Source organism: Streptomyces sp. NPDC046931, from assembly GCF_040644655.1.
Classification (GTDB): Bacteria; Actinomycetota; Actinomycetes; order Streptomycetales; family Streptomycetaceae; genus Streptomyces.
This window is the reverse complement of sequence record NZ_JBEYWX010000001.1, coordinates 66,167-90,452: the sequence shown is the minus strand read 5'-3', so window position 1 is coordinate 90,452 and position 24,286 is coordinate 66,167. Positions and strand designations below refer to the sequence as shown.

The window sequence follows — 24,286 nt, the reverse complement described above, 5'->3', positions numbered from 1 at the left end:
GTCGCCGAGCCAGACAGGCCGACGTCCGCTCCAGGGAAGGACCCTTCGTGAGCGACACCACCGATCTGATGGGCGCACGTGTCGAGGAGACCGCTGCCGCGCCCGCCACGGACGCCTCCGCGCCTGCCACCGGTGCCGGCTCCCGGCGGCGCCGCGGTACCGGCCTCGAGGGCATGGTGCTGGCCGAGTTGCAGCAGGTCGCATCCGGCCTCGGCATCAGGGGCACCGCGCGGATGCGCAAGAGCCAGCTGATCGAGGTCATCAAGGAGGCGCAGGCCTCCGGCGGCGCCCCGGCCAAGGCCGAGGCCGCCACCGAGACCAAGCCGAAGCGCCGGGCCACCTCCCGGACCCGTACCGGCGACGACGGCGCCCCGGCCGAACCCCAGGCCGAGAAGGCTGCCGAGCAGTCCGCGGCCCCGCAGCAGATCGAGATTCCCGGCCAGGGAGCCGGTGACGGTGCTCCGGCCGAGCGCCGCCGGCGCCGCGCCACCGCCGAGGCCGGCAGCCCCGAGACGGTCGCCGCCGAGGCGAAGAGCGAGGCGAAGGCCGAGACCCCGGCCGCCTCCTCCCAGCAGGCGCAGCCGCAGGGCGATGCCAAGTCCTCCGAGTCCGAGCTGCAGGGCACCGCCGGTGACGGCGGCGAGGGCCGCCGTCGTGACCGCCGCGAGCGCGGCCGGGACCGCGACCGCCGCGGCAAGGGCGACGACCAGCAGCAGGGCCAGGGCGGCGGCCGTCAGGACCGCCAGCAGCAGGGTCAGCAGCAGGCCGGCGGCCGTCAGGACCGCCAGGACCGCAACACCGGTCCGCAGGACGACGACGACTTCGACGGCGGGCGCCGTGGCCGCCGCGGTCGCTACCGCGACCGCCGTGGCCGCCGTGGCCGCGACGACATCGCCGAGCCGCAGGTCACCGAGGACGACGTCCTGATCCCCGTCGCGGGCATCCTGGACATCCTCGACAACTACGCCTTCATCCGTACGTCGGGCTACCTGCCGGGCCCGAACGACGTGTACGTCTCCCTCGCCCAGGTCCGCAAGAACGGCCTGCGCAAGGGCGACCACATCACCGGCGCGGTCCGCCAGCCCAAGGAAGGCGAGCGGCGCGAGAAGTTCAACGCGCTGGTCCGCCTGGACTCCGTCAACGGCATGGCGCCCGAACACGGCCGCGGCCGCCCGGAGTTCAACAAGCTCACCCCGCTGTACCCGCAGGACCGCCTGCGCCTGGAGACCGACCCCGGCGTCCTCACCACCCGCATCATCGACCTGGTGTCGCCGATCGGTAAGGGCCAGCGCGGTCTGATCGTGGCCCCGCCGAAGACCGGCAAGACCATGATCATGCAGGCGATCGCCAACGCGATCACGCACAACAACCCCGAGTGCCACCTGATGGTCGTCCTCGTCGACGAGCGTCCGGAAGAGGTCACCGACATGCAGCGGTCGGTCAAGGGCGAGGTCATCTCCTCGACCTTCGACCGCCCGGCCGAGGACCACACCACGGTCGCGGAGCTGGCCATCGAGCGCGCCAAGCGCCTGGTGGAGCTGGGCCACGACGTCGTCGTGCTGCTCGACTCGATCACGCGTCTGGGCCGTGCGTACAACCTCGCCGCGCCCGCCTCCGGACGCATCCTGTCCGGTGGTGTCGACTCCACCGCGCTCTACCCGCCGAAGCGCTTCTTCGGCGCCGCCCGCAACATCGAGGACGGCGGCTCCCTGACGATTCTCGCCACCGCGCTGGTCGACACCGGCTCGCGCATGGACGAGGTGATCTTCGAGGAGTTCAAGGGCACCGGCAACATGGAGCTCAAGCTCGACCGGAAGCTCGCCGACAAGCGCATCTTCCCGGCGGTGGACGTGGACGCGTCCGGTACCCGTAAGGAAGAGATCCTGCTCGGCGCCGAGGAGCTGAACGTCGTCTGGAAGCTGCGCCGGGTGCTGCACGCGCTCGACCAGCAGCAGGCGATCGAGCTGCTCCTCGACAAGATGAAGCAGACCAAGTCGAACGGCGAGTTCCTGATGCAGATCCAGAAGACGACGCCGACGCCGAACGGCGACTGACCTCGTCCGAGGACCGTATGCGCCACGCGAAGGGCCGCTTCCCCCGCACGCCGGGGGAGCGGCCCTTCGCGTTCCCGAGCCGAGACCTTCGCCACAGGCCCGGCAGCCGGTCAGGGCCCTGGCGGGTGGCGCACCCGCGGACGAACGCCCAGGTGAGGTGGTCTCTTCCCGGATTCGCGGTGACTCTGTGCATTCGCCCCTTTACGTACCGACCGGGGCGAGTTGTGCAACCCTGTCCCCGGTTTCTCCGTCTGTTCGAACGGAGTGACCATGGAGCGACGGGAGTCTTCACCCGAACAGGGGGTAGCCGACCGGACGAGGACTGAGGGAGCACATGCCTGCCGAGAGCACACCGGACGCCGGCATAGCCGACGAGGCCACCGCGACGAACCCGCGTCGCCGGGCGAAGGGCCGCCGCCGCAAGCCGCGTGGGAAGGGGCGCACGGCCCTGCTCGTCACGGCCTGGGCCGCCGGGGGCATCCTCGTACTGGGCGGCACCGGCTTCGGCATCCTGTACTTCAAGCTCAACGGCAATCTCAAGAGCGTCGACATCAACCAGGCCCTCGGCGCCCACCGGCCCACCAAGGTCGACAACGGCTCCGAGAACATCCTCGTCCTCGGCTCGGACACCCGCGCCGGCGGCAACAGGAAGCTGGGCGGCGGTGCCGACGACGGCAGCGCCCGCTCCGACACGGCGATGATCGTGCACCTCTACAAGGGCCACAAGAGGGCCGCCGTCGTCTCGATCCCCCGCGACACCCTCATCGACCGCCCCGAGTGCACCGACACCAAGGGCACCGTGCACCCGGCGGCCTCCGGGGTGATGTTCAACTCCGCGTACTCCACCGGGGGCGCCACCTGCGCCGTGAAGACCGTCGAGTCCATCACCGCAGTCCGCATGGACCACTACCTCGAGGTGGACTTCTCCGGATTCCAGAAGCTGATCGACGACCTCGGCGGCGTGCGGGTGACCACCACCAAGGACATCGCCGACAAGGACAGCCACCTGGACCTGAAGGCGGGCACGCACACCCTCGACGGCAGGCAGGCGCTCGGCCTGGTCCGCACCCGGCACGGCGTCGGCGACGGCTCCGACCTCGGCCGTATCCAGCTCCAGCAGGCCTTCGTCAAGGCCCTGGTCGCCCAGGTGAAGCAGATCGGCATCCTGACCAGCCCCACCAAGCTGGTGGAACTCGCCGACACCGCGACCAAGACCGTCACCACCGACTCGGACCTGGGCTCCGTCAAGGACCTGGCGTCCTTCGCCGGCGGGCTGAAGAACATCGGCTCGAGCCATATGAACATGGTCACGGTGCCGGTCCGGTACGACCCGGCGGACCCCAACCGCGTCCTGCTGGAGAAGACCAAGTCCCAGCTCGTGTGGGACGCCCTCAAGAACGACCGGCCGATCCCCGCGAGCGCGACCAGGGGAACGGCGAGCGGCCAGGCGGACGGCGTCGTCACGTCGTCCTGACCCGTTCCCTCCGGGCCCCTCCCGGTCCGGCCCGCCCTGGGGAATAGATCACCTGTGCCCCCGGTTTTGGGGGATGCGGCCAGTCCTGGCAGACTGGTACGTCGGCCCCGGTTCACGCCTCCGCATCCCGCGGCTGCGACCCGGCGCCCTCCCGGAACCTAGGAGACACCTTGAAGCGCGACATCCACCCCGCGTACGTCGAGACGCAGGTCAGCTGCACCTGCGGCGCGTCGTTCACCACCCGCAGCACGATCGAGTCCGGCACCATCCGGGCCGAGGTCTGCTCCGAGTGCCACCCGTTCTACACGGGCAAGCAGAAGATCCTCGACACCGGTGGCCGTGTGGCCCGCTTCGAGGCCCGCTTCGGCAAGGCTGCCGCTGCCAAGAAGTAGCGAGCCCACAGCGCCGGTCTCCGGTGCTCCCGTGCGGATACGGGGGCGCCGGGACCGGCGCTTTGCGGTGCAGCCCACACATTGTCGTACGTACGTCCCCACGCCCCCGCCGGGCCGGGGACACCCCATGGGAGCCGGAGATGTTCGAGGCGGTCGAGGAACTGGTCGGGGAACACGCCGACCTGGAGAAGAAGCTCGCTGACCCGTCGGTCCACGCCGACCAGGCCAACGCGCGCAAGCTCAACAAGCGCTATGCCGAGCTGGGCCCGATCGTCGCCACGTACCGCTCCTGGAAGCAGGCCGGCGACGACATCGAGACCGCCCGCGAACTGGCCGCCGAAGACCCGGACTTCGCCGCCGAGGTCAAGGACCTGGAGCGGCAGCGCGAGGAGCTGACGGAGAAGCTGCGCTTCCTGCTCGTCCCGCGTGACCCCAGCGACGACAAGGACGTCATCCTCGAGATCAAGGCGGGCGCGGGCGGCGACGAGTCGGCTCTGTTCGCCGGCGACCTGCTGCGCATGTACCTGCGGTACGCCGAGCGCGTCGGCTGGAAGACCGAGATCATCGACTCCACCGAGTCCGAGCTCGGCGGTTACAAGGACGTCCAGGTCGCCGTGAAGACCCGCGGTCAGACGGAGCCCGGCCAGGGCGTGTGGGCCCGCCTGAAGTACGAGGGCGGAGTGCACCGGGTGCAGCGCGTGCCCGCCACGGAGTCCCAGGGCCGTATCCACACCTCCGCGGCCGGTGTGCTGGTCACCCCGGAGGCGGAGGACGTCGACGTCGAGATCAACCCGAACGACCTTCGCATCGACGTCTACCGCTCCTCGGGCCCCGGCGGGCAGTCCGTCAACACGACCGACTCCGCCGTACGCATCACGCACCTGCCGACCGGGGTCGTCGCCTCCTGCCAGAACGAGAAGAGCCAGCTTCAGAACAAGCAGCAGGCGATGCGTATCCTGCGCTCCAGGCTGCTCGCCATGGCGCAGGAGGAGGCGGAGAAGGAGGCCGCCGCGGCCCGCCGCAGCCAGGTCCGCACCGTCGACCGCTCCGAGAAGATCCGCACGTACAACTTCCCCGAGAACCGCATCTCGGACCACCGGGTCGGCTTCAAGGCGTACAACCTGGACCAGGTCCTGGACGGCGACCTCGACGCGGTGATCCAGGCGTGTGTCGACGCGGACTCGGCCGCCAAGCTCGCCGCCGCATAAGCACCAGCGCGGCCCCCACCAGCACCGGACACCAGCTCAGCCCCGGAGGACCAGCGTGAACCTGCTGCTCGCGGAGGTGGCCCAGGCTACCCAGCGGCTGGCCGACGCCGGCGTGCCCTCGCCGCGCAACGACGCGGAGGAGCTCGCCGCGTTCGTGCACGGCGTCAAGCGGGGCGAGCTTCACTCCGTCAAGGACTCGGACTTCGACGCCCGCTACTGGGAGGTCATCGCCCGCCGCGAGGCCCGCGAGCCGCTCCAGCACATCACCGGGCGCGCCTACTTCCGCTACCTGGAACTCCAGGTCGGCCCCGGCGTGTTCGTGCCCCGTCCGGAGACCGAGTCGGTCGTCGGCTGGGCCATAGACGCCGTACGGGCCATGGACGTCGTCGAGCCGCTGATCGTGGATCTGTGCACCGGCTCGGGCGCCATCGCCCTCGCTCTCGCCCAGGAGGTGCCGCGCTCGCGCGTGCACGCCGTGGAACTGAGCGAGGAAGCGCTCCAGTGGACCCGCAGGAACATGGAGGGCTCCAGGGTCGACCTGCGCCAGGGCGACGCCCTGGCCGCGTTCCCCGACCTCGACGGCCAGGTCGACCTCGTGATCTCCAACCCGCCGTACATCCCGCTGACCGAATGGGAGTACGTCGCTCCAGAGGCCCGGGACTACGACCCGGAGCTGGCCCTGTTCTCCGGCGAGGACGGCCTCGACCTCATCCGCGGCCTGGAACGCACCGCGCACCGGCTGCTGCGCCCCGGCGGCGTCGTCGTCATCGAGCACGCCGACACCCAGGGCGGCCAGGTGCCGTGGATCTTCACCGAGGAGCGGGGCTGGGCCGACGCGGCCGACCACCCCGACCTCAACAACCGCCCCCGCTTCGCGACCGCCCGCAAGGCACTGCCGTGAGCGCGCCCCAGTATCTCTTCCCTCAGCAGTACGTGTACGAGGAGGCCCTCTAGACATGGCACGGCGATACGACACCAACGACGCGACCGACCGCACGACGGGTCTGCGCGAGGCCGCGTCCGCCGTCCGCCGTGGAGAACTCGTGGTGCTGCCGACCGACACCGTGTACGGCATCGGCGCCGACGCGTTCTCCTCGGAGGCCGTGGCCGACCTGCTCCAGGCCAAGGGCCGTGGCCGCAACATGCCCACGCCCGTCCTGATCGGATCCCCGAACACCCTGCACGGCCTCGTCACCGACTTCTCCGAGATGGCCTGGGAGCTGGTCGACGCGTTCTGGCCGGGCGCGCTGACACTGGTCGCACGGCACCAGCCGTCGTTGCAGTGGGACCTCGGTGACACCCGTGGCACCGTCGCCGTGCGCATGCCGCTGCATCCGGTCGCCATCGAGCTGCTGACGGAGGTCGGTCCCATGGCCGTGTCCTCCGCGAACCTCACCGGCCACCCGGCACCGGAGAACTGTGACGCCGCGCAGGAGATGCTCGGCGACTCCGTCTCCGTCTATCTGGACGGCGGCCCCACCCCGGGCAACGTCCCGTCGTCGATCGTGGACGTCACGGGCAAGGTGCCGGTCCTGCTGCGCCAGGGTGCGCTGTCCGCGGAGGAGCTGCGCAGGGTCGTACCCGACCTCGAGGTGGCGAATTGACGGCCCCTGCGGCGGGGCGTGGCATAGGCAACGGGGACGAGACGGGGAGCCCGGTACCGCCGGGAGGTCCCCGTGACAGCTTCCGCATCCTCCACGTCAGCACCGGCAATGTGTGCCGCTCGCCGATCACCGAGCGGCTGACCCGGCACTTTCTCGCGGACCGGCTCGGCTGCCCCGCGCCCGGTCTCGTCGCGGGCACCGTCATGGGCGGCCTGATCGTGGAGAGCGCCGGCACCTGGGGCCACGAGGGCGCGCCCATGGAGGCGAACGCGGAGGCGATCCTCGCCGAGTTCGGCGCGGACGCCTCCGGCTTCGTCGGCCGTGAACTGCTGGACGAGCACGTCATCCGTGCGGACCTGGTCCTGACGGCGACCCGTGACCACCGGGCCCAGGTCATCTCCATGGGGCACTCGGCGGGTCTGCGCACCTTCACGCTGAAGGAGTTCACCCGTCTGGTCCGGGCGATAGACCCCGCCACACTGCCGCCCCTTGAGGACGGCGTGGTGGCACGCGCACGCGCTCTGGTGCGGGCGGCCGCGGCCCTGCGCGGCTGGCTGCTGGCACCGACGGCGGAGGCCGACGAGGTGTACGACCCGTACGGGGCGCCGCTGACGTTCTTCCGTTCGATCGGGGACGAGATCCACCAGGCCCTGGACCCGGTGGTGACGGCCCTGACAGGGGTATCCGCCCGGGCCTGACCCGACGCCGGTGAGGGCTTGCCGGGGCCGCCCGCCGGGTGTCCCGGTGGTCGTGGCGGCCGGGCACCGCGAGGTGCGCGGGCCTACATTGGACGTACATCCCGACGCCCGGAGCCCCGGAGCCCACCATGGCGGTCACCCCCACCACCGAGGCCGACGTCCTGCACCGGCAGGACCCCGAGCTGGCCGAGATCCTCCTTGGGGAACTCGCCCGGCAGTCGACGACCTTGCAGCTCAACGCCGCCGAGAACTTCACCTCCCCGGCGGTGCTCGCGGTCCTCGGCTCCCCGCTCGTCAACAAGTACGCCGAGGGTTACCCCGGCGCCCGGTACCACGGCGGCTGCGAGATCGTCGACGTCGCCGAGCGGATCGCCGTGGAGCGGGCCAAGGCGCTCTTCCGGGCCGAGCACGCCAATGTCCAGTCGCACTCGGGATCGTCCGCCGTGCTCGCCGCGTACGCCGCCCTGCTCAGACCGGGCGACACCGTGCTCGCCCTGGGACTGCCGCACGGCGGGCACCTCACGCACGGCTCTCCCGCCAACTTCTCCGGCCGCTGGTTCGACTTCGTCGGCTACGGGGTCGAGGCGGAGTCCGGGCTCATGGACCATGTGCAGGTGCGCGCCCTGGCCCGTACGCACCGCCCGAAGGCGATCGTGTGCGGGTCGATCGCCTATCCGCGCCACATCGACTACGCCTTCTTCCGGGAGGTCGCCGACGAGGTGGGGGCCTACCTCATCGCCGACGCCGCGCATCCGATCGGGCTGGTCGCCGGGGGAGCGGCCCCCAGCCCGGTGCCGTTCGCCGACATCGTCTGCGCCACCACCCACAAGGTGCTGCGCGGCCCGCGAGGCGGCATGATCCTGTGCGGCGGCGAACTGGCCGAACGTGTGGACCGGGCCGTCTTCCCCTTCACCCAGGGCGGCGCCCAGATGAACAGCATCGCCGCGAAGGCCGTCGCGTTCGGGGAGGCGGCGACCACGGACTTCGGGGCGTACGCGCACCAGGTGGTGGCCAACGCGCGGATGCTCGCGGCGGGCCTGGCCGCACAGGGGCTGCATGTGATCACCGGCGGCACCGACACCCACCTGCTGACCGTCGATCCCGCCCCGCTGGGCGTCGACGGCCGTACCGCCCGGGGGCGGCTCGCGGCGGCGGGGGTGATCCTCGACACCTGCGCGCTGCCCCACGGCGACGCCCGGGGGCTGCGCCTGGGCACCGCCGCTCTGACCACGCAGGGCATGCACGAGGCGGAGATGGCGCGTGTCGCCGCCCTCTTCGCAGCGGTGCTGCGCGAGGAGGTGGACGCCAGGCCGGCTCGTGAAGAAGTGCGGGAGCTGACCGACGGATTTCCGCCGTATCCCGGCCGCTGAGGGGTACACGCAGCGGACTGCACAGGCACACGTGCAACCATCGTCGCTACCCGTGAGTCCTCAACCGTATGCACGCGAAGCTAGGGTGTGGGGCTGAGGACGCCCAGCGAGAGTTGTGGGGAAGCCGTGCGTGAATACCTGCTGACGCTCTGCATCACGGCCGCGGTGACGTATCTGCTGACAGGGCCGGTACGCAAGTTCGCGATCGTGGCCGGAGCCATGCCGGAGATCCGGGCCCGGGACGTGCACCGGGAGCCCACCCCCCGGCTCGGCGGTATCGCCATGTTCTTCGGCCTGTGCGCGGGCCTGCTGGTCGCCGACCACCTCAAGAACCTCAACGAGGTCTTCGCCAAGTCCAACGAGCCCCGGGCCCTGCTCTCCGGTGCCGCGCTGATCTGGCTGATCGGCGTCCTGGACGACAAGTTCGAGATCGACGCCCTGATCAAGCTGGGCGGCCAGATGATCGCCGCGGGCGTGATGGTCATGCAGGGTCTGACCATCCTGTGGCTGCCGGTCCCGGGTGTGGGTCTGGTCGCGCTCACCCCGTGGCAGGGCACCCTGCTGACCGTGGCCCTGGTCGTCATCACGATCAACGCGGTCAACTTCGTCGACGGCCTCGACGGTCTCGCCGCCGGCATGGTGTGCATCGCGGCCGCCGCGTTCTTCATGTACGCGTACCGCATCTGGTACGGCTACGGGCTGGAGGCCGCCGCCCCCGCCACCCTGTTCGCGGCCGTCCTGATGGGCATGTGCCTGGGCTTCCTGCCGCACAACATGCACCCCGCGCGGATCTTCATGGGCGACTCGGGGTCGATGCTGATCGGCCTGGTGCTCGCCGCGGGTGCCATCTCGGTCACCGGCCAGGTGGACCCGGACGCGATGAACCTCTTCTCCGGTTCCGAGCGTGCGACGGTGCACCAGACCGTCCCCGTCTACATCCCGCTGCTGCTCCCGCTGACGATCATCGCGGTCCCGGCCGCGGACCTGATCCTGGCGATCGTGCGCCGTACCTGGCGTGGTCAGTCGCCGTTCGCCGCCGACCGCGGGCATCTGCACCACCGGCTGCTGGAGATCGGGCACTCGCACAGCAGGGCCGTGCTCATCATGTACTTCTGGTCGGCGCTCATCGCCTTCGGCGCACTGGCCTACTCGGTGAACTCGGCGTCCCTGTGGATCGTGCTCGGCATCGTCGCCCTGAGCGCGGTCGGCCTGGTGCTGCTCCTGCTGCCGAGGTTCACTCCGCGCGCCCCGCGCTGGGCCGAGTCCTTCGTGCCGCCCCGTTACCGCCGCGGGCGCCGCGGGGCGGCCGGGCCGGTGCCGGCCGCCTTGCGCGAGGAGAGCCGGGAGCCGGTGGCCGGGGAGCCCGTGGCCGGGAAGCCCGTGGCGGGGGATCCGCGCCGCACACCGGTCGCCGCGGGTGTCTCGGGAGCCAACGGGGCCACTGCGCTCGGCGCCCGTTCACGTCTGGACCGGCGTGGGGCCGAGTCGTCGCGGTGACGCACAAGGTAAGAATCTGACTAACGCGTTGCCAACTCGTGGGGGTGCAAAGCGCTCCAATACCAGACAAGTGGGTTGCTCGCCTGCACAGACGCGCAGGTTCACTCTCATGTGTGACGGTAGGCACACCCTCTAGGTAAAGACCGCATCAAATAGTTTGTGATACGGTTCACGAGAACCCCGGGTTAGAGCCGAAGGTCCCTCTGGGACGACCCCTCGGCGTGAGGTTCCCACTCGCCCCGGGACTACGCTCGTCCATGACGACACCCTGCCCCCTTCAGTAAGCGGAGTTGCCGCCATGCCGTCCAATGACGTCCGGAACCTTCTGCAGACCGCTGCGCCCACAGCGGCTGTCGGCGTGATCGCCGTCGCCGTCAGCGGTGCGGTCGCGGGGGGCAAGGGAGCGCTGGGCGCGGCTATCGGCACGGTGCTCGCCCTTGTCTTCATGGGGGCCGGGCTCTACGTCCTTCAGTGGACGGCAAAATCGCTCCCGCAGCTCTTTCAGGCCATGGGGCTGATGCTCTACGTCGCTCAGCTCCTGCTGCTCCTGATCTTCGTGGCTCTCTTCAAGGGCACTTCTCTCTTCGATCCGAAAACGTTCGCGCTCACGCTCGTGATCGCGACGGTCGTGTGGATGGCGGCGCAGGCGCGCGCGCATATGAAGGCCAAGATCTTCTACATCGACCCGGACTCCCAGAAGAGCGAGAAGCCCGAGAAGACAGGGTCCACGTCGTGAGGGGTAGGGCCGGGATAAAGACGTGCACGAGATCCTGCTATCGTCCGGTGCCAACTGCGGCATCGCGGGCGCGGGCATCTGAGCTGACGCCTGCTCAATCGCGAGGCTTGATCCTCGAAGGCCGCCCCCACATCCGTAACACCAGTCCGGTGCCGATCCGCGGCTGCGCGCCGCGCCGACACAACGAGGTTGCCGTACCTATGCGTCACGCCGAAGGAGCCCGCGGTGAGTGCTGACCAGACCCAGCTCGCCTTTGACTGGAGCTGCCGCATCCTGTCCGACAACGGCTGTGGCTTTCCGGCTCCGGGCCTGCACTCCTTCCTCTTCAAGCCGCTCGCCACGGTCGGCGGCTTCGAGTTCAACAAGGTGATGCTGCTCGCGCTTGTCACCACCGTGCTGGTCGTCGCGTTCTTCTGGGCGGCGTTCGGCAAGGCCAAGGTCGTCCCCGGCAAGCTCCAGATGGTCGGTGAGGCCGGCTACGACTTCGTGCGCCGCGGCATCGTGTACGAGACGCTCGGCAAGCGCGAGGGCGAGAAGTACGTCCCGTTCATGGTCTCGCTGTTCTTCTTCATCTGGATCATGAACATCTGGTCCGTGATCCCGCTGGCCCAGTTCCCGGTCTCCTCGGTGATCGCCTTCCCGATGGTCCTCGCCGCGATCGTCTGGATCATGTGGGTCTCGCTGACCTTCAAGCGTCACGGTTTCGTCGGCTTCTTCAAGAACGTCACGGGCTACGACAAGTCGCTCGGCGCCGTGCTGCCGCTCGTCATGGTCATCGAGTTCTTCTCGAACCTGCTGGTCCGCCCGTTCACGCACGCGGTGCGACTGTTCGCCAACATGTTCGCCGGTCACCTGATGCTGGTGATGTTCACCGTCGCCTCCTGGTACCTGATGAACAGCTACATGATCCCGGCCGCGGGCGTCTCGTTCGTGATGACCATCGCCATGATCCTCTTCGAGCTCTTCGTGCAGGCCGTCCAGGCGTACGTCTTCGTACTCCTCGCCTGCTCCTACCTTCAGGGCGCTCTCGCCGAGCACCACTGAGTCGCACCACCCGCCCGCACACCCCCAGACGTCCGGTGGCCAACCCCCACCGGTCCATGAAAGAGAAGGAAGAACCGGCATGTCCGCTCTTGAGACCCTCGCCGCTGCCACCGGTGTCCACGGCTCCGTCGGCTCCATCGGTTACGGCCTCGCTGCCATCGGCCCCGGCATCGGCGTCGGCATCATCTTCGGCAACGGCACCCAGGCCCTGGCCCGCCAGCCCGAGGCCGCCGGTCTGATCCGCGCCAACCAGATCCTGGGCTTCGCCTTCTGTGAGGCGCTCGCCCTCATCGGCATCGTTATGCCGTTCGTGTTCGGTCGGTAATCAACCTCTGACCGACACGTATCGACGAAAGGCACTGATGTGATCGCCAACCTGGCACAGCTGGCGGCCGAGGAGACCGAGCAGAACCCGCTCCTCCCGGCCGGTCCCGAGCTGCTCGTCGGCACCATCGCCTTCGCCATCGTGTTCTTCTTCTTCTGGAAGAAGCTGCTTCCGAACATCAACAAGGTTCTGGAGGAGCGTCGCGCGGCGATCGAAGGCGGCATCGAAGAGGCCGACGCCATGAAGGTCGAGGCCCAGAGCGTGCTCGAGCAGTACAAGGCTCAGCTCGCCGAAGCCCGGCACGAGGCCGCGCGGCTGCGCCAGGAGGCGCAGGAGCAGGGCGCCACGCTCATCGCTGAGATGCGCGCGGAGGGTCAGCGGCAGCGCGAGGAGATCATCGCCGCCGGTCACTCGCAGCTCGAGGCCGACCGCAAGGCCGCCGCGCAAGCGCTGCGGCAGGACGTCGGCAAGCTGGCCACGGAACTGGCCGGCAAGCTCGTCGGCGAGTCCCTCGAGGACCACGCCCGGCAGAGCCGCGTGATCGACCGCTTCCTCGACGAGCTCGAGGAGAAGGCCGAGGCCGCGCGATGAACGGAGCGAGCCGCGAGGCCCTGGCCGCCGCACGCGAGCGTCTCGACGCGCTGACGGACGCCACGTCCGTGGACGCGGCGCAGCTCGCCGACGAGCTGGCCGCCGTCACCGCGCTGCTCGACCGCGAGGCCGGCCTGCGCCGGGTTCTCACCGACCCGGCGCAGCCCGCCGAGGCCAAGGCCGGGCTGGTGCAGCGCCTGCTCGGCGGCCAGGTCAGCGGCCCGGCAGTGGACCTGGTGGCGGGCATGACGCGCATGCGCTGGTCGCAGCCGCGCGACCTGGTCGACGCGCTGGAGGAGCTGGCGAACCTCGCCGACCTCACCGCCGCCGAGAAGGCGGGCGCGCTCGACGACGTCGAGGACGAGCTGTTCCGGTTCGGCCGGATCGTCTCCTCCAACACGGAGCTGCGCGCCGCGCTCACGGACCGTGCCGCGAGTGCCACGGCCAAGACCGAGCTGCTTCACCGGCTGCTCGGTGGCCGGGCCAACGTCACCACCGAGCGTCTGGTGCAGCGCCTTGTGACCGCGCCGCGGGGACGTAGCCTGGAAGCGGGAATCGAGTCCCTGTCCAAGCTGGCCGCCGACCGCCGGAACCGCATGGTCGCCGTCGTCACCTCGGCGGTCCCGCTGAGCGACACGCAGAAGCAGCGCCTCGGCGCCGCGCTGGCGAAGCTCTACGGCCGCCAGATGCACCTCAACCTGGACGTGGACCCCGAGATCCTCGGCGGGATCCGGGTGCAGGTCGGTGACGAGGTGATCAACGGTTCGCTCGCGGACCGACTCGAGGACGCCGGCCGCCGCCTGGCGAGCTAGCAGCAACTCCATACGCAGTACTACGGCCCGGGTTGGGCCGTGCAGAGGATTCCTGGGGGTCGCCCCCAGACCCCCACAGAAACTTCGGGCCCAACAAGGAGAGCAGGGAACCCAGATGGCGGAGCTCACGATCCGGCCGGAGGAGATCCGGGACGCGCTGGAGAACTTTGTCCAGTCGTACAAGCCGGACGCGGCCTCGCGCGAGGAGGTCGGTACGGTCACCCTTGCCGGCGACGGCATCGCGAAGGTCGAGGGTCTGCCCTCGGCCATGGCCAACGAACTGCTGAAGTTCGAGGACGGCACCCTCGGCCTCGCCCTCAACCTCGAGGAGCGCGAGATCGGTGCCATCGTCCTCGGTGAGTTCAGCGGCATCGAGGAGGGCCAGCCGGTGCAGCGCACCGGTGAGGTGCTCTCCGTGGCAGTCGGCGAGGGCTACCTCGGCCGTGTTGTCGACCCGCTCGGCAACCCGATCGACGGTCTCGGCGAGATCGACACCGAGGGCCGCCGCGCCCTCGAGCTGCAGGCCCCCACGGTCATGCAGCGCAAGTCGGTGCACGAGCCGATGGAGACCGGCTACAAGGCCGTCGACGCGATGACCCCGATCGGCCGTGGTCAGCGTCAGCTGATCATCGGTGACCGCCAGACCGGCAAGACCGCCCTGGCCGTCGACACGATCATCAACCAGCGCGACAACTGGCGCTCGGGCGACCCGAAGAAGCAGGTCCGCTGCATCTACGTCGCCGTCGGCCAGAAGGGCTCCACCATCGCCTCCGTGCGCGGTGCCCTGGAGGAGGCAGGCGCGCTCGAGTACACGACGATCGTCGCCGCCCCGGCGTCCGACCCGGCGGGCTTCAAGTACCTGGCGCCCTACACCGGTTCGGCCATCGGTCAGCACTGGATGTACCAGGGCAAGCACGTCCTGATCATCTTCGACGACCTGTCCAAGCAGGCCGACGCCTACCGTGCCGTGTCCCTGCTGCTGCGCCGCCCGCCGGGCCGTGAGGCCTACCCGGGTGACGTCTTCTACCTGCACTCCCGTCTGCTGGAGCGCTGCGCCAAGCTCTCCGACGACATGGGTGCCGGCTCGATGACCGGTCTGCCGATCGTCGAGACCAAGGCCAACGACGTCTCGGCGTTCATCCCGACCAACGTCATCTCCATCACCGACGGCCAGTGCTTCCTGGAGTCCGACCTGTTCAACGCCGGCCAGCGCCCGGCTCTGAACGTCGGTATCTCGGTCTCCCGCGTCGGTGGCTCCGCCCAGCACAAGGCGATGCGCCAGGTCTCCGGCCGTCTGCGCGTGGACCTCGCCCAGTTCCGTGAGCTGGAGGCGTTCGCCGCCTTCGGTTCCGACCTGGACGCCGCGTCGAAGGCGCAGCTGGAGCGCGGTCAGCGCATGGTCGAGCTGCTGAAGCAGCCGCAGTACCAGCCGATGGCCACCGAGGACCAGGTCGTCTCCATCTGGGCCGGCACCAACGGCCGTATGGACGACGTTCCGGTCGTCGACATCCGCCGCTTCGAGCGTGAGCTCCTGGACTTCCTGCACCGCAAGCACCAGGGCCTCATGACCTCCATCAAGGAGGGCGCCAAGATGTCGGACGACACGATCCAGGCGATCGACGACGCCATCGCGGAGTTCAAGAAGCAGTTCGAGACCTCGGACGGCAAGCTGCTCGGCGAGGACGTTCCTGCCGCTGCCGCCAAGTGACGTAAGGAAGGGACCTGACTCATGGGAGCCCAGCTCCGGGTCTACAAGCGTCGCATCCGATCCGTCAGCGCGACCAAGAAGATCACGAAGGCGATGGAGATGATCGCCGCCTCGCGCGTCGTCAAGGCGCAGCGCAAGGTGGCGGCCTCCACGCCGTACGCGACCGAGCTCACCCGCGCGGTCACGGCGGTCGGCACCGGCTCGAACACCAAGCACCCGCTGACCACGCAGGCCGAGACGGTGACGCGGTCCGCGGTGCTGCTCCTGACGAGCGACCGTGGTCTGGCCGGCGCCTTCAACTCCAACGCGATCAAGGCGGCGGAGCAGCTGACCGAGCGGCTGGAGCGCGAGGGCAAGCAGGTCGACACGTACATCGTCGGCCGTCGCGGTGTCGCCCACTACAACTTCCGTGAGCGCAAGATCACGGATGCGTGGACGGGCTTCACGGACGAGCCGACGTACGCGGACGCCAAGAAGGTCGCGGCTCCGCTGATCGAGGCCATCGAGAAGGAGACGGCGGACGGCGGCGTGGACGAACTCCACATCGTCTACACCGAGTTCGTCTCGATGATGACGCAGACGGCGGTCGACGCCCGCCTGCTGCCGCTCAGCCTCGAGGAGGTGGCCGAGGAGGCGCCCAAGGGCGAGATCCTGCCCCTCTACGAGTTCGAGCCGTCGGCGGAGGACGTCCTCGACGCCCTGCTGCCGCGCTATGTGGAGAGCCGTATCTACAACGCGCTGCTCCAGTCGGCCGCTTCGAAGCACGCCGCCACGCGGCGCGCGATGAAGTCGGCCACCGACAACGCCGGAGAGCTCATCGAGAACCTCACCCGGCTTGCCAACGCGGCCCGCCAGGCCGAAATCACCCAGGAAATCAGCGAGATCGTCGGTGGCGCCAGTGCCCTGGCCGACGCGACCGCGGGGAGTGACTGAACATGACCACCACTGTTGAGACGGCCACGGCGACGGGCCGCGTCGCGCGGGTCATCGGCCCGGTCGTCGACGTGGAGTTCCCCGTCGACGCGATGCCGGACATCTACAACGCCCTTCACGTCGACGTGGCCGACCCGGCCAACGCCGGCCAGAAGAAGACGCTGACCCTGGAGGTCGCCCAGCACCTGGGTGACGGCGTGGTCCGCGCGATCTCGATGCAGCCCACCGACGGTCTGGTCCGCCAGGCCCAGGTGACCGACACCGGCGCCTCGATCTCCGTCCCGGTCGGCGACTTCACCAAGGGCAAGGTGTTCAACACCATCGGTGAGGTCCTGAACACCGACGAGAAGTACGAGGGCGAGCGCTGGACGATCCACCGCAAGGCCCCGAACTTCGACCAGCTCGAGTCCAAGACCGAGATGTTCGAGACCGGTGTCAAGGTCATCGACCTGCTGACCCCGTACGTCAAGGGCGGCAAGATCGGTCTGTTCGGCGGCGCCGGCGTCGGCAAGACGGTGCTCATCCAGGAGATGATCTACCGTGTCGCCAACAACCACGACGGTGTCTCCGTGTTCGCCGGTGTCGGTGAGCGCACCCGTGAGGGCAACGACCTGATCGAGGAGATGTCCGACTCGGGCGTCATCGACAAGACCGCCCTGGTCTTCGGCCAGATGGACGAGCCCCCGGGCACCCGTCTGCGCGTGGCCCTCGCGGGCCTGACGATGGCGGAGTACTTCCGCGACGTCCAGAAGCAGGACGTGCTGTTCTTCATCGACAACATCTTCCGCTTCACGCAGGCCGGCTCCGAGGTCTCCACCCTGCTCGGCCGTATGCCGTCCGCGGTGGGTTACCAGCCGAACCTGGCCGACGAGATGGGTCTCCTCCAGGAGCGCATCACCTCGACGCGCGGTCACTCGATCACCTCGATGCAGGCGATCTACGTCCCCGCCGACGACCTGACCGACCCGGCCCCGGCCACCACGTTCGCCCACCTCGACGCGACGACGGTTCTGTCCCGTCCGATCTCCGAGAAGGGCATCTACCCGGCCGTGGACCCGCTGGACTCCACGTCCCGCATCCTGGACCCGCGCTACATCGCGCAGGACCACTACGACGCGGCCATGCGCGTCAAGACGATCCTGCAGAAGTACAAGGACCTCCAGGACATCATCGCGATCCTCGGTATCGACGAGCTGGGCGAGGAGGACAAGCTGGTCGTCCACCGTGCCCGTCGTGTGGAGCGCTTCCTGTCCCAGAACACCCACGTCGCCAAGCAGTTCACCGGTGTGGACGGCTCGGACGTGCCGCTCGAGGAGACGATCGCCGCGTTCAACGCGATCTGCGACGGTGAGTTCGACCACTTCCCGGAGCAGGCGTTCTTCATGTGCGGTGGTCTCGAGGACCTGAAGAAGAACGCGAAGGAGCTGGGCGTCTCCTGACCCCGTGCTCGTGACGGAGGGGGACGAGACCGACCCTGACCGGGGCCGCGTCCCGTCCCCCTCCGTACGCCTACTAGAATTCATCCCAACACCCGGCAGACCCGCCGGGTGGTGACCCGAGGAGCCTCTCTTGGCTGCTGAGCTGCACGTCGAGCTGGTCGCCGCCGACCGTCAGGTCTGGTCCGGCGAGGCCACCCTGGTCGTGGCGCGCACCACGTCCGGCGACATCGGCGTCATGCCCGGTCACCAGCCGCTGCTCGGTGTGCTGGAGTCGGGCCCGGTGACCATCCGTACGAGTGATGGTGGAACGGTCGTCGCCGCGGTGCACGGTGGTTTCGTCTCGTTCGCGGACAACAAGCTGTCGCTGCTGGCGGAGATCGCGGAACTCGCGGACGAGATCGACGTCCAGCGGACCGAGCAGGAACTGGCGCGTGCGAAGGCGGAGGACGACGCCGCCGCCGAGCTGCGCGCCGATGTCCGTCTGCGGGCGGCGCAGGCGGCGGGCTGAACCCAGCCCGCCGTGTGAAGACGTGACTCAGCCGCGGCTGGGACCGAACCATCCGGTCCCAGCCGCGGCTGAGGCAAATCCGGGTGTTTTTTCCGTTCCGTTACCTAGGAGACGAGGAGGTCGGTGTCGATGGTCCTCGCTCTGAGTGCGTGCGGATTGGTCGTGGCGCTCGTGGTGGTGGGGCTGTTCGTCTTCGGCCTCAGACGCCGCCTCATCCAGCGTTCCGGCGGCACCTTCGATTGCAGTCTGCGGTGGAACGTCCCCGAGGAACCCGACACCAGCGGCAAGGGCTGGGGCTACGGAATCGCCCGCTACAGCGGCGACCGCGTCGAGTGGTTCCGGGTCTTCTCCTACGCTCCGCGCCCGCGCCGGGTCCTGGAGCGCTCGGCGATCGAGGTGGCGGGCCGGCGCGCTCCCGAGGGCGAGGAGGAGCTGGCGCTGCTCTCCGACGCGGTGATCCTCGCCTGCCACCACCGGGGTACCCGTCTGGAACTGGCGATGAGCGAAGACGCGCTGACCGGGTTCCTGGCGTGGCTGGAAGCCGCTCCCCCCGGCCAACGGGTGAACGTGGCGTAGCCGCGTTCACCCGTCGGGTGGGGTTCCCGGGACGAAGTCCGGGCGAGGGTCGATGTGGCCTCGACCCTTCGAGCAGGGTTACGACAGGCCGTTGCTCAGGGCACTCACCAGTTCGCCGTTGCCGGTGTCACCGCTGAACTCCCAGAAGAAGGCGCCGCCCAGACCCTGGCTCTTGGCCCACGCCATCTTGGTGCCGATGGTGGCCGGGGTGTCGTACGACCACCAGTTGCCGCCGCAGTGCGCGTACGCCGTGCCCGCGACGGTGCCGGTGGCGGGGCAGGACGTCTTGAGCACCTTGTAGTCCTCGATGCCCTGCTCGTAGGTGCCGGCCGCCGGGCCGGTGGCCGTGCCGCCCGGGGCGTCCTGGGTGACGCCGGTCCAGCCGCGGCCGTAGAAGCCGATGCCGACCAGCAGCTTGCTCGCGGGGACCCCGGTCGCCTTGTACTTGGCGATCGCGTCCGCCGTGGTGAAGCCGGCGTGCGGGATGCCGCTGTACGAGGTGAGCGGGGAGTGCGGGGCCGTGGGACCCTGGGCTTCCCAGGCGCCGAAGAAGTCGTACGTCATCACGTTGTACCAGTTGACGTAGGCCGAGGCGCCCGCGTAGTCGGCCGCCTCGATCTTGCCGCCGGAGGAGCCGTCGGCGGTGACGGCGGCGGTGACCAGGGCGGAGGAGCCGAACTTGGCGCGCAGCGCGGCCATCACGTTCTTGAAGGCCGCGGCCCCGCTGGTGTCGCAGGACAGACCGCAGGCGTTCGGGTACTCCCAGTCGATGTCGATGCCGTCGAAGACATCGGCCCAGCGGGAGTCCTTCACCAGGTCGTAGCAGGACTGGGCGAAGGCGGCCGGGTTCCTGGCCGCGTCCGCGAAGCCGCCCGACCAGGTCCAGCCGCCGAAGGACCACAGCACCTTGATGTTCGGGTACTTCGCCTTCAGCTGGCGCAGCTGGTTGAAGTTGCCGCGCAGCGGCTGGTCCCAGGTGTCGGCGACGCCGCTGACGGACTGGTCGGCGGTGAACGCCTTGTCGTAGTCGGCGTAGGAGTCGCCGATCGCGCACTTGCCGCCGGTGACGTTGCCGAAGGCGTAGTTGACGTGCGTGATCTTGGCCGCGGACCCGGACGTCACCAGGTTCTTGACGTTGTAGTTGCGGCCGTAGATGCCCCACTCGGTGAAGTAGCCGAGCTTGACCTTGTTGCCGGTGGGCGGGGGATTGGTGCCGCCGCCGGTGGTGTGGACCGAGACCGCTGCGCTGACCGGTCCCGTCTGGTCGGCGGTGTCACGGGCCTGGACGGTGTAGGAGTAGTCGGTGCCCGCGGTCAGGCCGGTGTCGGTGTACGAGGTCGTCGTCACCGTGGCGACCTTCGCCCCGTCGCGCAGCACGTCGTAGTTCTTGATGCCCTTGTCGTCGGTCGCCGCCGGCCAGGACAGCTTCACCGAGGTGTCGGTGATGTTCGACGCGCTCGGGGTGCCGGGCGCGGAGGGCGCCGCGTCACCGGGAACCGTCGTGCCGTCGCAACTGCCGCCGTTGAGCTTGCAGTTGGAGGGCGAGCCGGGGCCGGTGCCGTTGAAGCCGAAGGAGACGGAGGCGCCCGGGGCGAGGGTGCCGTTGTAGGACTTGTTCCTGGCGGTCCAGTGGGTGCCGGAGTTCGTGACGTCCGCGTCCCATGCGGAGGTCACGGACGTGCCGGAGGGGAAGTCCCACTCGATCGTCCACGAGCTGATCGCGCTGGTCCCGGTGTTCTTGACGGTCCACTTGCCCTCGAAGCCGGTGCCCCAGTCCTGGGTCTTGGCGTACGTGGCGATGGCCGACGAGGCATCCGCCGCGGCCGGGGCGGGGCTTGCGAGGCCGACCAGTCCGGCCAGTGGGAGCAACAGGGTCACGAACCCTGCCGCGGCTCTGTGTCTGAAGCGCATGCTGCGCCTCCTCTTGTCGATGTGCGCCGTGGGGGCGCCACAGCCGGTGTTGTGGGCATGACTGAGCCTTCAGCCCACAGTGCGGCGAGAATAGAAAGGTCTGGACCAGAGGTCAATAGGTCTGGACCAGTGGACCAGGCGGAGTGCTAGATGCCCAACTCCTGTGCCAGTACGGCGGCTTGGACCCGGCTGCGCAGTCCCAGCTTTCCGAGGAGACGGCTCACATGCGTCTTCACGGTGGCCTCCGCCATGTCCAGACGGGCGGCGATCTCCGCGTTGGACAACCCCTCACCGAGGCACGACAGCACCTCCCGCTCACGACGGGTGAGGGAGTCCAGGACCGCCGGGTCGGTCTCCGGCTCCCGTACGGGTCCCGCGGCGAACGCGGCGATCAGCCGCCGGGTCACGGCCGGCGCGATCAGCCCCTCCCCGCGCGCCACCGCACGGACCGCCTCCACCAGGTCCCCGGCCTCCGCGTGCTTCAGCAGAAAACCTGCGGCCCCGGCCCGCAGCGCCCCGAACACATACTCGTCGAGGTCGAACGTGGTCAGCACGAGGACGTCGGCGAGCTGCTCCCCGACCACCTGCCGGGTCGCCGACACCCCGTCAAGGCGTGGCATCTGCACATCCATCAGGACCAGATCCGGCCGCAGCTCCCGGGCGAGCGCCACCGCCTCCTCGCCGTCCGCCGCCTCCCCGACCACCTCGATGCCGGGCGCACCGCGGAGGATGAGGACGAGCCCGGCACGCACGGCGGACTGGTCCTCGGCGACGAGCACACGGATCATGCGGACTCTCCCAGGGTCAGGGGAAGCAGGGCGTGCACGGACCACAGCGTCCCGTCCGGACCGGCGTCGAACGTACCGCCGAGCAGTGCGGCCCGCTCCCGCATCCCCACGAGCCCGGACCCGGAACCCGGGGCACGCGGCCCGTCCGGGCGGCCGTAGGGACTGGTCACGCGCACGGCCAGCACACCGTCGTGCCGGGTGAGGGACACCGTGACGCGGCCCGGGCGGGCGTGCTTGAGGGCGTTGGTCAGGGACTCCTGCACGATCCGGTACGCGGCCAGCTCCACCGGCGCGGGCACCTCCCCGCACCGCGCGTCGAGCCTGACGTCCAGCCCGTTGGTGCGCGCGTTCTGCACCACGGCGCCAAGCCCGTCGAGGGTGGGGGTCACGGCCGGTGTGTCATCGTCCGCGCGCAGGATGCCGATCAGCCGCCGCATCTCGGCGAGACCCGCCACGCTGTTCTCCCGGATGACGCCCAGCGCGTCCCGGGAGGTGCCCGGGTCGCCGAGGGAGAGGGCCGCCGTGGAGTGAATGGCGATCGCGGACAGATGGTTGGCGACCATGTCGTGCAACTCCCTCGCCACCCGCGCCCGTTCGTCGGCCACCGCCTGAGAGCGGTCCATCTCGGCGAGCAGGGCGGTCTGTTCGGCGCGCAGCCGGGCGGCCTCGGCGGCGTCGCGGTGGTCGCGCACCACCCAGCCGGTCGCGGCCGGCGCGAGGGCCACCACACCGACAGCGACCCCGATCAGCAGCCCCCGCGGGTCGCGCCACAGGGCGAGGGGCAGTACCCCGCCGATCACCGTGAGCAGCCCCGTGACCCAGGGCAGGCGCCGGGCGGAGGCCGGGGTGCCGTACAGGACGGCCGCGTACATCAGATCCGTGTACATCACGACGGTGGCCACATTGCCCCGGGTCACCGTGTCGGCGCACAGCGCGGCCGTGCCGATCAGCAGGGCGGCCTTCGGCCGGGTACGGCGCAGCAGCTCGCAGCCCGCCGTGACGACGAGCGGCACCAGCAGCACCCACCACGCCGGCCACAGCACGACAGGGTCGTGTACCCCGCGGGGGCTGAGCTCGAGGGCCCACAGCAGCAGTCCGCCGAGCAGCCCGCCCAGCGCGATGCGCAGATCGTCACGGTGGGGGCGGGGGAGTAGAGGGGCCATGACTCCATCCAACACGGCCCGGGAGCCGCCCGCGTGCGTCCCCGGAAGGGTCCCGGACTGCATCTTTCGATGTACCGCGAGCTCGTCACCGCCGACGACGACTGGGGCGTCCCGCCGCGGAAGGCTGGTGGGACGAGCGAGGGGAGCGAACCGTGATCGTGGCACTGATCGTCGCCTGCGAGGCCGGCTTCTGGGTGCTGCTGGCGGCGGGCCTGGCCGTCCGCTACCTGCTGGGGCGGCGCCGCGCCGGCATGGCGCTGCTGATGGGCGAGCCACTGCTGGAGCTGGTGCTGTTCGCGGCGACGGCGGTCGACCTGAAGAACGGTGCCACGCCGAACTGGGAGCACGGACTGGCGGCGCTGTACCTCGGCTTCACCGTCGCCTACGGGCCCTACCTGATCCGATGGCTCGACGGTCACGCGGCCCACCGGCTGGCCGGGGGCCCGCCCCCGCCGAAACCGCCGCGGTACGGCCGGGTCCGCGCCCGGCACGAGGCGCGCCTGTGGCTGCGGGCGGTGCTCGGCGCGGCGGTGGCGCTCGTGCTGCTGGAACTCGCCATCCGGTACGTCGGTGACGGCGGCGACGTGTCCGTCCTGCGCACCTTCCAGTGGCTGGCCGTGCGCACGGTCGGCGTCTACGGCCTGATCACGCTGTCGTATCTGCTCTTTCCCAGGAAGGCCCCCGCCGCCGACACCCGCGAGCAGGGGGACCGTACGCTGACCGAACGGTAGCCGGAAGCGGGAGGGCGGATGAGTGAGGGCATACGGCCCGGCGCGGTGCTGGTCGTCGACGACGACCCGGCCATCCGCCGTTCACTGGAGCGCGGGCTGCGGCTCGGCGGCTTCCGTGTGCGTACCGCCGCGAGCGGCGCGGAGGCGCTGGCCGCGATCCGGGACACACCGCCCGACGTACTCGTCCTCGATGTGTCGATGCCCGGCATGAGCGGCATCGAGGTGTGCACACGGCTCCGGGACGACGGCCGGGACCTGCCCGTCCTCATGCTCTCCGCGCTCGACGAGACCGCGGACCGGATCGCCGGGCTCCAGGCCGGCGGCGACGACTACCTCGTCAAACCGTTCGCCCTCCAGGAGCTGGTCCTGCGGCTGCACGCCCTGCTGCGCCGGCGGCCGCCGGTGGACAGGGACGTTCTGCGGGTGGCGGACCTGGTGATCGACCCCGCGGCCCGCACCGCCCACCGGGCGGGCCGGCGCCTCGAGTTGACCCGGCGCGAGTTCGAACTGCTGGAGGTGCTCGCCCGCAACGCCGGCCTCGTCCTCACCCGCGACCAGCTGCTGGACCGGGTGTGGGGCTACGACTTCGATGTGCGCACCGACGCCGTCGACACCTTCGTCAGCTATCTGCGGCGCAAGCTGGAAGCGGACGGCGGCAAACGGCTCGTGCACACCGTGCGCGGTGTCGGCTTCGTTCTGCGGGGGGAGCCGTGACGGGCGCCGG

The 24,286-nt window shown here is 69.9% G+C and carries 24 protein-coding genes; 21 read left to right on the top strand and 3 right to left on the bottom strand.

The window, feature by feature from the left end:
- The first annotated feature begins 47 nt into the window (after nt 1-47).
- The 19 genes from rho (at nt 48) to ABZ876_RS00320 (ending at nt 18,969) form a co-directional block, all read left to right on the top strand.
- Nucleotides 48-2,054 carry a transcription termination factor Rho gene (rho, locus tag ABZ876_RS00410; RefSeq protein WP_361772214.1) on the top strand — a complete coding sequence of 669 codons (2,007 nt, stop codon included), beginning with the start codon at nt 48-50 and terminating at the stop codon, nt 2,052-2,054.
- 334 nt (nt 2,055-2,388) lie between these two features.
- Nucleotides 2,389-3,528 carry an LCP family protein gene (locus ABZ876_RS00405; RefSeq protein ID WP_361772212.1) on the top strand — a complete coding sequence of 380 codons (1,140 nt, stop codon included), beginning with the start codon at nt 2,389-2,391 and terminating at the stop codon, nt 3,526-3,528.
- 170 nt (nt 3,529-3,698) lie between these two features.
- On the top strand, nt 3,699-3,920 hold the full coding sequence (gene rpmE, locus ABZ876_RS00400; protein ID WP_103838593.1) for a 50S ribosomal protein L31: 222 nt from the start codon (nt 3,699-3,701) through the stop codon (nt 3,918-3,920).
- A 140-nt stretch (nt 3,921-4,060) separates the two neighbouring features.
- On the top strand, nt 4,061-5,128 hold the full coding sequence (gene prfA / locus ABZ876_RS00395; RefSeq protein WP_361772210.1) for a peptide chain release factor 1: 1,068 nt from the start codon (nt 4,061-4,063) through the stop codon (nt 5,126-5,128).
- 55 nt (nt 5,129-5,183) lie between these two features.
- On the top strand, nt 5,184-6,029 hold the full coding sequence (gene prmC, locus ABZ876_RS00390; RefSeq protein ID WP_361772208.1) for a peptide chain release factor N(5)-glutamine methyltransferase: 846 nt from the start codon (nt 5,184-5,186) through the stop codon (nt 6,027-6,029).
- Between the two features lie 55 nt (nt 6,030-6,084).
- Entirely contained in the window at nt 6,085-6,732 is a 648-nt protein-coding gene (locus tag ABZ876_RS00385) for an L-threonylcarbamoyladenylate synthase (RefSeq protein WP_361772206.1), read from the top strand.
- Nucleotides 6,729-7,430 (top strand): protein-tyrosine-phosphatase, encoded by a 702-nt coding sequence (locus ABZ876_RS00380; protein ID WP_361772204.1) that lies wholly within the window; start codon nt 6,729-6,731, stop codon nt 7,428-7,430. Before ABZ876_RS00385 ends, ABZ876_RS00380 begins: the two co-directional genes overlap by 4 nt.
- A gap of 128 nt (nt 7,431-7,558) precedes the next feature.
- A complete protein-coding gene (gene glyA / locus ABZ876_RS00375; protein WP_361772202.1) occupies nt 7,559-8,800 on the top strand; it encodes a serine hydroxymethyltransferase in 1,242 nt (413 codons plus the stop codon).
- A gap of 126 nt (nt 8,801-8,926) precedes the next feature.
- On the top strand, nt 8,927-10,297 hold the full coding sequence (locus ABZ876_RS00370) for an MraY family glycosyltransferase (protein ID WP_361772200.1): 1,371 nt from the start codon (nt 8,927-8,929) through the stop codon (nt 10,295-10,297).
- 298 nt (nt 10,298-10,595) lie between these two features.
- Entirely contained in the window at nt 10,596-11,033 is a 438-nt protein-coding gene (locus ABZ876_RS00365) for a hypothetical protein (RefSeq protein ID WP_361772198.1), read from the top strand.
- 273 nt (nt 11,034-11,306) lie between these two features.
- On the top strand, nt 11,307-12,077 hold the full coding sequence (atpB, locus tag ABZ876_RS00360; RefSeq protein WP_361773831.1) for a F0F1 ATP synthase subunit A: 771 nt from the start codon (nt 11,307-11,309) through the stop codon (nt 12,075-12,077).
- Nucleotides 12,078-12,156: 79 nt separating this feature from the next.
- On the top strand, nt 12,157-12,402 hold the full coding sequence (gene atpE / locus ABZ876_RS00355; protein WP_361772196.1) for an ATP synthase F0 subunit C: 246 nt from the start codon (nt 12,157-12,159) through the stop codon (nt 12,400-12,402).
- A gap of 39 nt (nt 12,403-12,441) precedes the next feature.
- The gene (locus ABZ876_RS00350; RefSeq protein ID WP_361772194.1) at nt 12,442-12,993 is read left to right on the top strand and encodes a F0F1 ATP synthase subunit B; all 552 of its coding nucleotides are present in this window, start codon (nt 12,442-12,444) and stop codon (nt 12,991-12,993) included.
- Nucleotides 12,990-13,805, top strand: a complete 816-nt coding sequence (locus ABZ876_RS00345; protein WP_361772192.1) for a F0F1 ATP synthase subunit delta — start codon at nt 12,990-12,992, stop codon at nt 13,803-13,805. The genes ABZ876_RS00350 and ABZ876_RS00345 overlap by 4 nt, the downstream gene beginning before the upstream one ends.
- A 115-nt stretch (nt 13,806-13,920) precedes the next feature.
- On the top strand, nt 13,921-15,513 hold the full coding sequence (gene atpA / locus ABZ876_RS00340; protein WP_361772190.1) for a F0F1 ATP synthase subunit alpha: 1,593 nt from the start codon (nt 13,921-13,923) through the stop codon (nt 15,511-15,513).
- Nucleotides 15,514-15,534: 21 nt separating this feature from the next.
- Entirely contained in the window at nt 15,535-16,446 is a 912-nt protein-coding gene (locus ABZ876_RS00335; RefSeq protein ID WP_361772188.1) for a F0F1 ATP synthase subunit gamma, read from the top strand.
- Nucleotides 16,447-16,448: 2 nt separating this feature from the next.
- Nucleotides 16,449-17,885: a F0F1 ATP synthase subunit beta gene (atpD, locus tag ABZ876_RS00330; protein ID WP_361772186.1), complete on the top strand. Its 1,437-nt coding sequence runs from the start codon at nt 16,449-16,451 to the stop codon at nt 17,883-17,885.
- Between the two features lie 130 nt (nt 17,886-18,015).
- Entirely contained in the window at nt 18,016-18,393 is a 378-nt protein-coding gene (locus ABZ876_RS00325) for a F0F1 ATP synthase subunit epsilon (protein ID WP_361772184.1), read from the top strand.
- A 129-nt stretch (nt 18,394-18,522) separates the two neighbouring features.
- Nucleotides 18,523-18,969 carry a DUF2550 domain-containing protein gene (locus ABZ876_RS00320; protein WP_361772182.1) on the top strand — a complete coding sequence of 149 codons (447 nt, stop codon included), beginning with the start codon at nt 18,523-18,525 and terminating at the stop codon, nt 18,967-18,969.
- A gap of 78 nt (nt 18,970-19,047) precedes the next feature.
- On the opposite strand, the gene ABZ876_RS00315 is transcribed toward ABZ876_RS00320, so the two are convergent.
- The 3 genes from ABZ876_RS00315 to ABZ876_RS00305 form a co-directional block, all read right to left on the bottom strand.
- Nucleotides 19,048-20,880, bottom strand: a complete 1,833-nt coding sequence (locus ABZ876_RS00315) for a glycoside hydrolase family 18 chitinase (protein WP_361772180.1) — start codon at nt 20,878-20,880, stop codon at nt 19,048-19,050.
- A gap of 146 nt (nt 20,881-21,026) precedes the next feature.
- On the bottom strand, nt 21,027-21,668 hold the full coding sequence (locus ABZ876_RS00310) for a response regulator transcription factor (RefSeq protein ID WP_361772178.1): 642 nt from the start codon (nt 21,666-21,668) through the stop codon (nt 21,027-21,029).
- The gene (locus tag ABZ876_RS00305; RefSeq protein ID WP_361772176.1) at nt 21,665-22,831 is read right to left on the bottom strand and encodes a histidine kinase; all 1,167 of its coding nucleotides are present in this window, start codon (nt 22,829-22,831) and stop codon (nt 21,665-21,667) included. Before ABZ876_RS00305 ends, ABZ876_RS00310 begins: the two co-directional genes overlap by 4 nt.
- A gap of 152 nt (nt 22,832-22,983) precedes the next feature.
- On the opposite strand from ABZ876_RS00305, the gene ABZ876_RS00300 reads away from it, so the two are divergent.
- Together ABZ876_RS00300 and ABZ876_RS00295 are read left to right on the top strand one after the other, a co-directional pair.
- Complete coding sequence (locus ABZ876_RS00300) at nt 22,984-23,562, top strand: hypothetical protein (protein ID WP_361772174.1); 579 nt, start codon at nt 22,984-22,986, stop codon at nt 23,560-23,562.
- An 18-nt stretch (nt 23,563-23,580) separates the two neighbouring features.
- Nucleotides 23,581-24,276, top strand: coding sequence for a response regulator transcription factor (locus ABZ876_RS00295; protein ID WP_361772172.1), 696 nt, complete (start codon nt 23,581-23,583; stop codon nt 24,274-24,276).
- Nucleotides 24,277-24,286 lie beyond the last annotated feature (10 nt).

Coding starts and splice junctions, on each gene's coding strand:
- ABZ876_RS00295 (WP_361772172.1), top strand. CDS start 23,581: ATGAGTGAGGGCATACGGCCCGGCGCGGTGCTGGTCGTCGACGACGAC.
- ABZ876_RS00335 (WP_361772188.1), top strand. CDS start 15,535: ATGGGAGCCCAGCTCCGGGTCTACAAGCGTCGCATCCGATCCGTCAGC.
- ABZ876_RS00345 (WP_361772192.1), top strand. CDS start 12,990: ATGAACGGAGCGAGCCGCGAGGCCCTGGCCGCCGCACGCGAGCGTCTC.
- ABZ876_RS00385 (WP_361772206.1), top strand. CDS start 6,085: ATGGCACGGCGATACGACACCAACGACGCGACCGACCGCACGACGGGT.
- glyA (WP_361772202.1), top strand. CDS start 7,559: ATGGCGGTCACCCCCACCACCGAGGCCGACGTCCTGCACCGGCAGGAC.
- prfA (WP_361772210.1), top strand. CDS start 4,061: ATGTTCGAGGCGGTCGAGGAACTGGTCGGGGAACACGCCGACCTGGAG.
- ABZ876_RS00315 (WP_361772180.1), bottom strand. CDS start 20,880: ATGCGCTTCAGACACAGAGCCGCGGCAGGGTTCGTGACCCTGTTGCTC.
- atpE (WP_361772196.1), top strand. CDS start 12,157: ATGTCCGCTCTTGAGACCCTCGCCGCTGCCACCGGTGTCCACGGCTCC.
- atpA (WP_361772190.1), top strand. CDS start 13,921: ATGGCGGAGCTCACGATCCGGCCGGAGGAGATCCGGGACGCGCTGGAG.
- ABZ876_RS00320 (WP_361772182.1), top strand. CDS start 18,523: ATGGTCCTCGCTCTGAGTGCGTGCGGATTGGTCGTGGCGCTCGTGGTG.
- atpD (WP_361772186.1), top strand. CDS start 16,449: ATGACCACCACTGTTGAGACGGCCACGGCGACGGGCCGCGTCGCGCGG.
- ABZ876_RS00365 (WP_361772198.1), top strand. CDS start 10,596: ATGCCGTCCAATGACGTCCGGAACCTTCTGCAGACCGCTGCGCCCACA.
- ABZ876_RS00310 (WP_361772178.1), bottom strand. CDS start 21,668: ATGATCCGTGTGCTCGTCGCCGAGGACCAGTCCGCCGTGCGTGCCGGG.
- ABZ876_RS00305 (WP_361772176.1), bottom strand. CDS start 22,831: ATGGCCCCTCTACTCCCCCGCCCCCACCGTGACGATCTGCGCATCGCG.
- ABZ876_RS00405 (WP_361772212.1), top strand. CDS start 2,389: ATGCCTGCCGAGAGCACACCGGACGCCGGCATAGCCGACGAGGCCACC.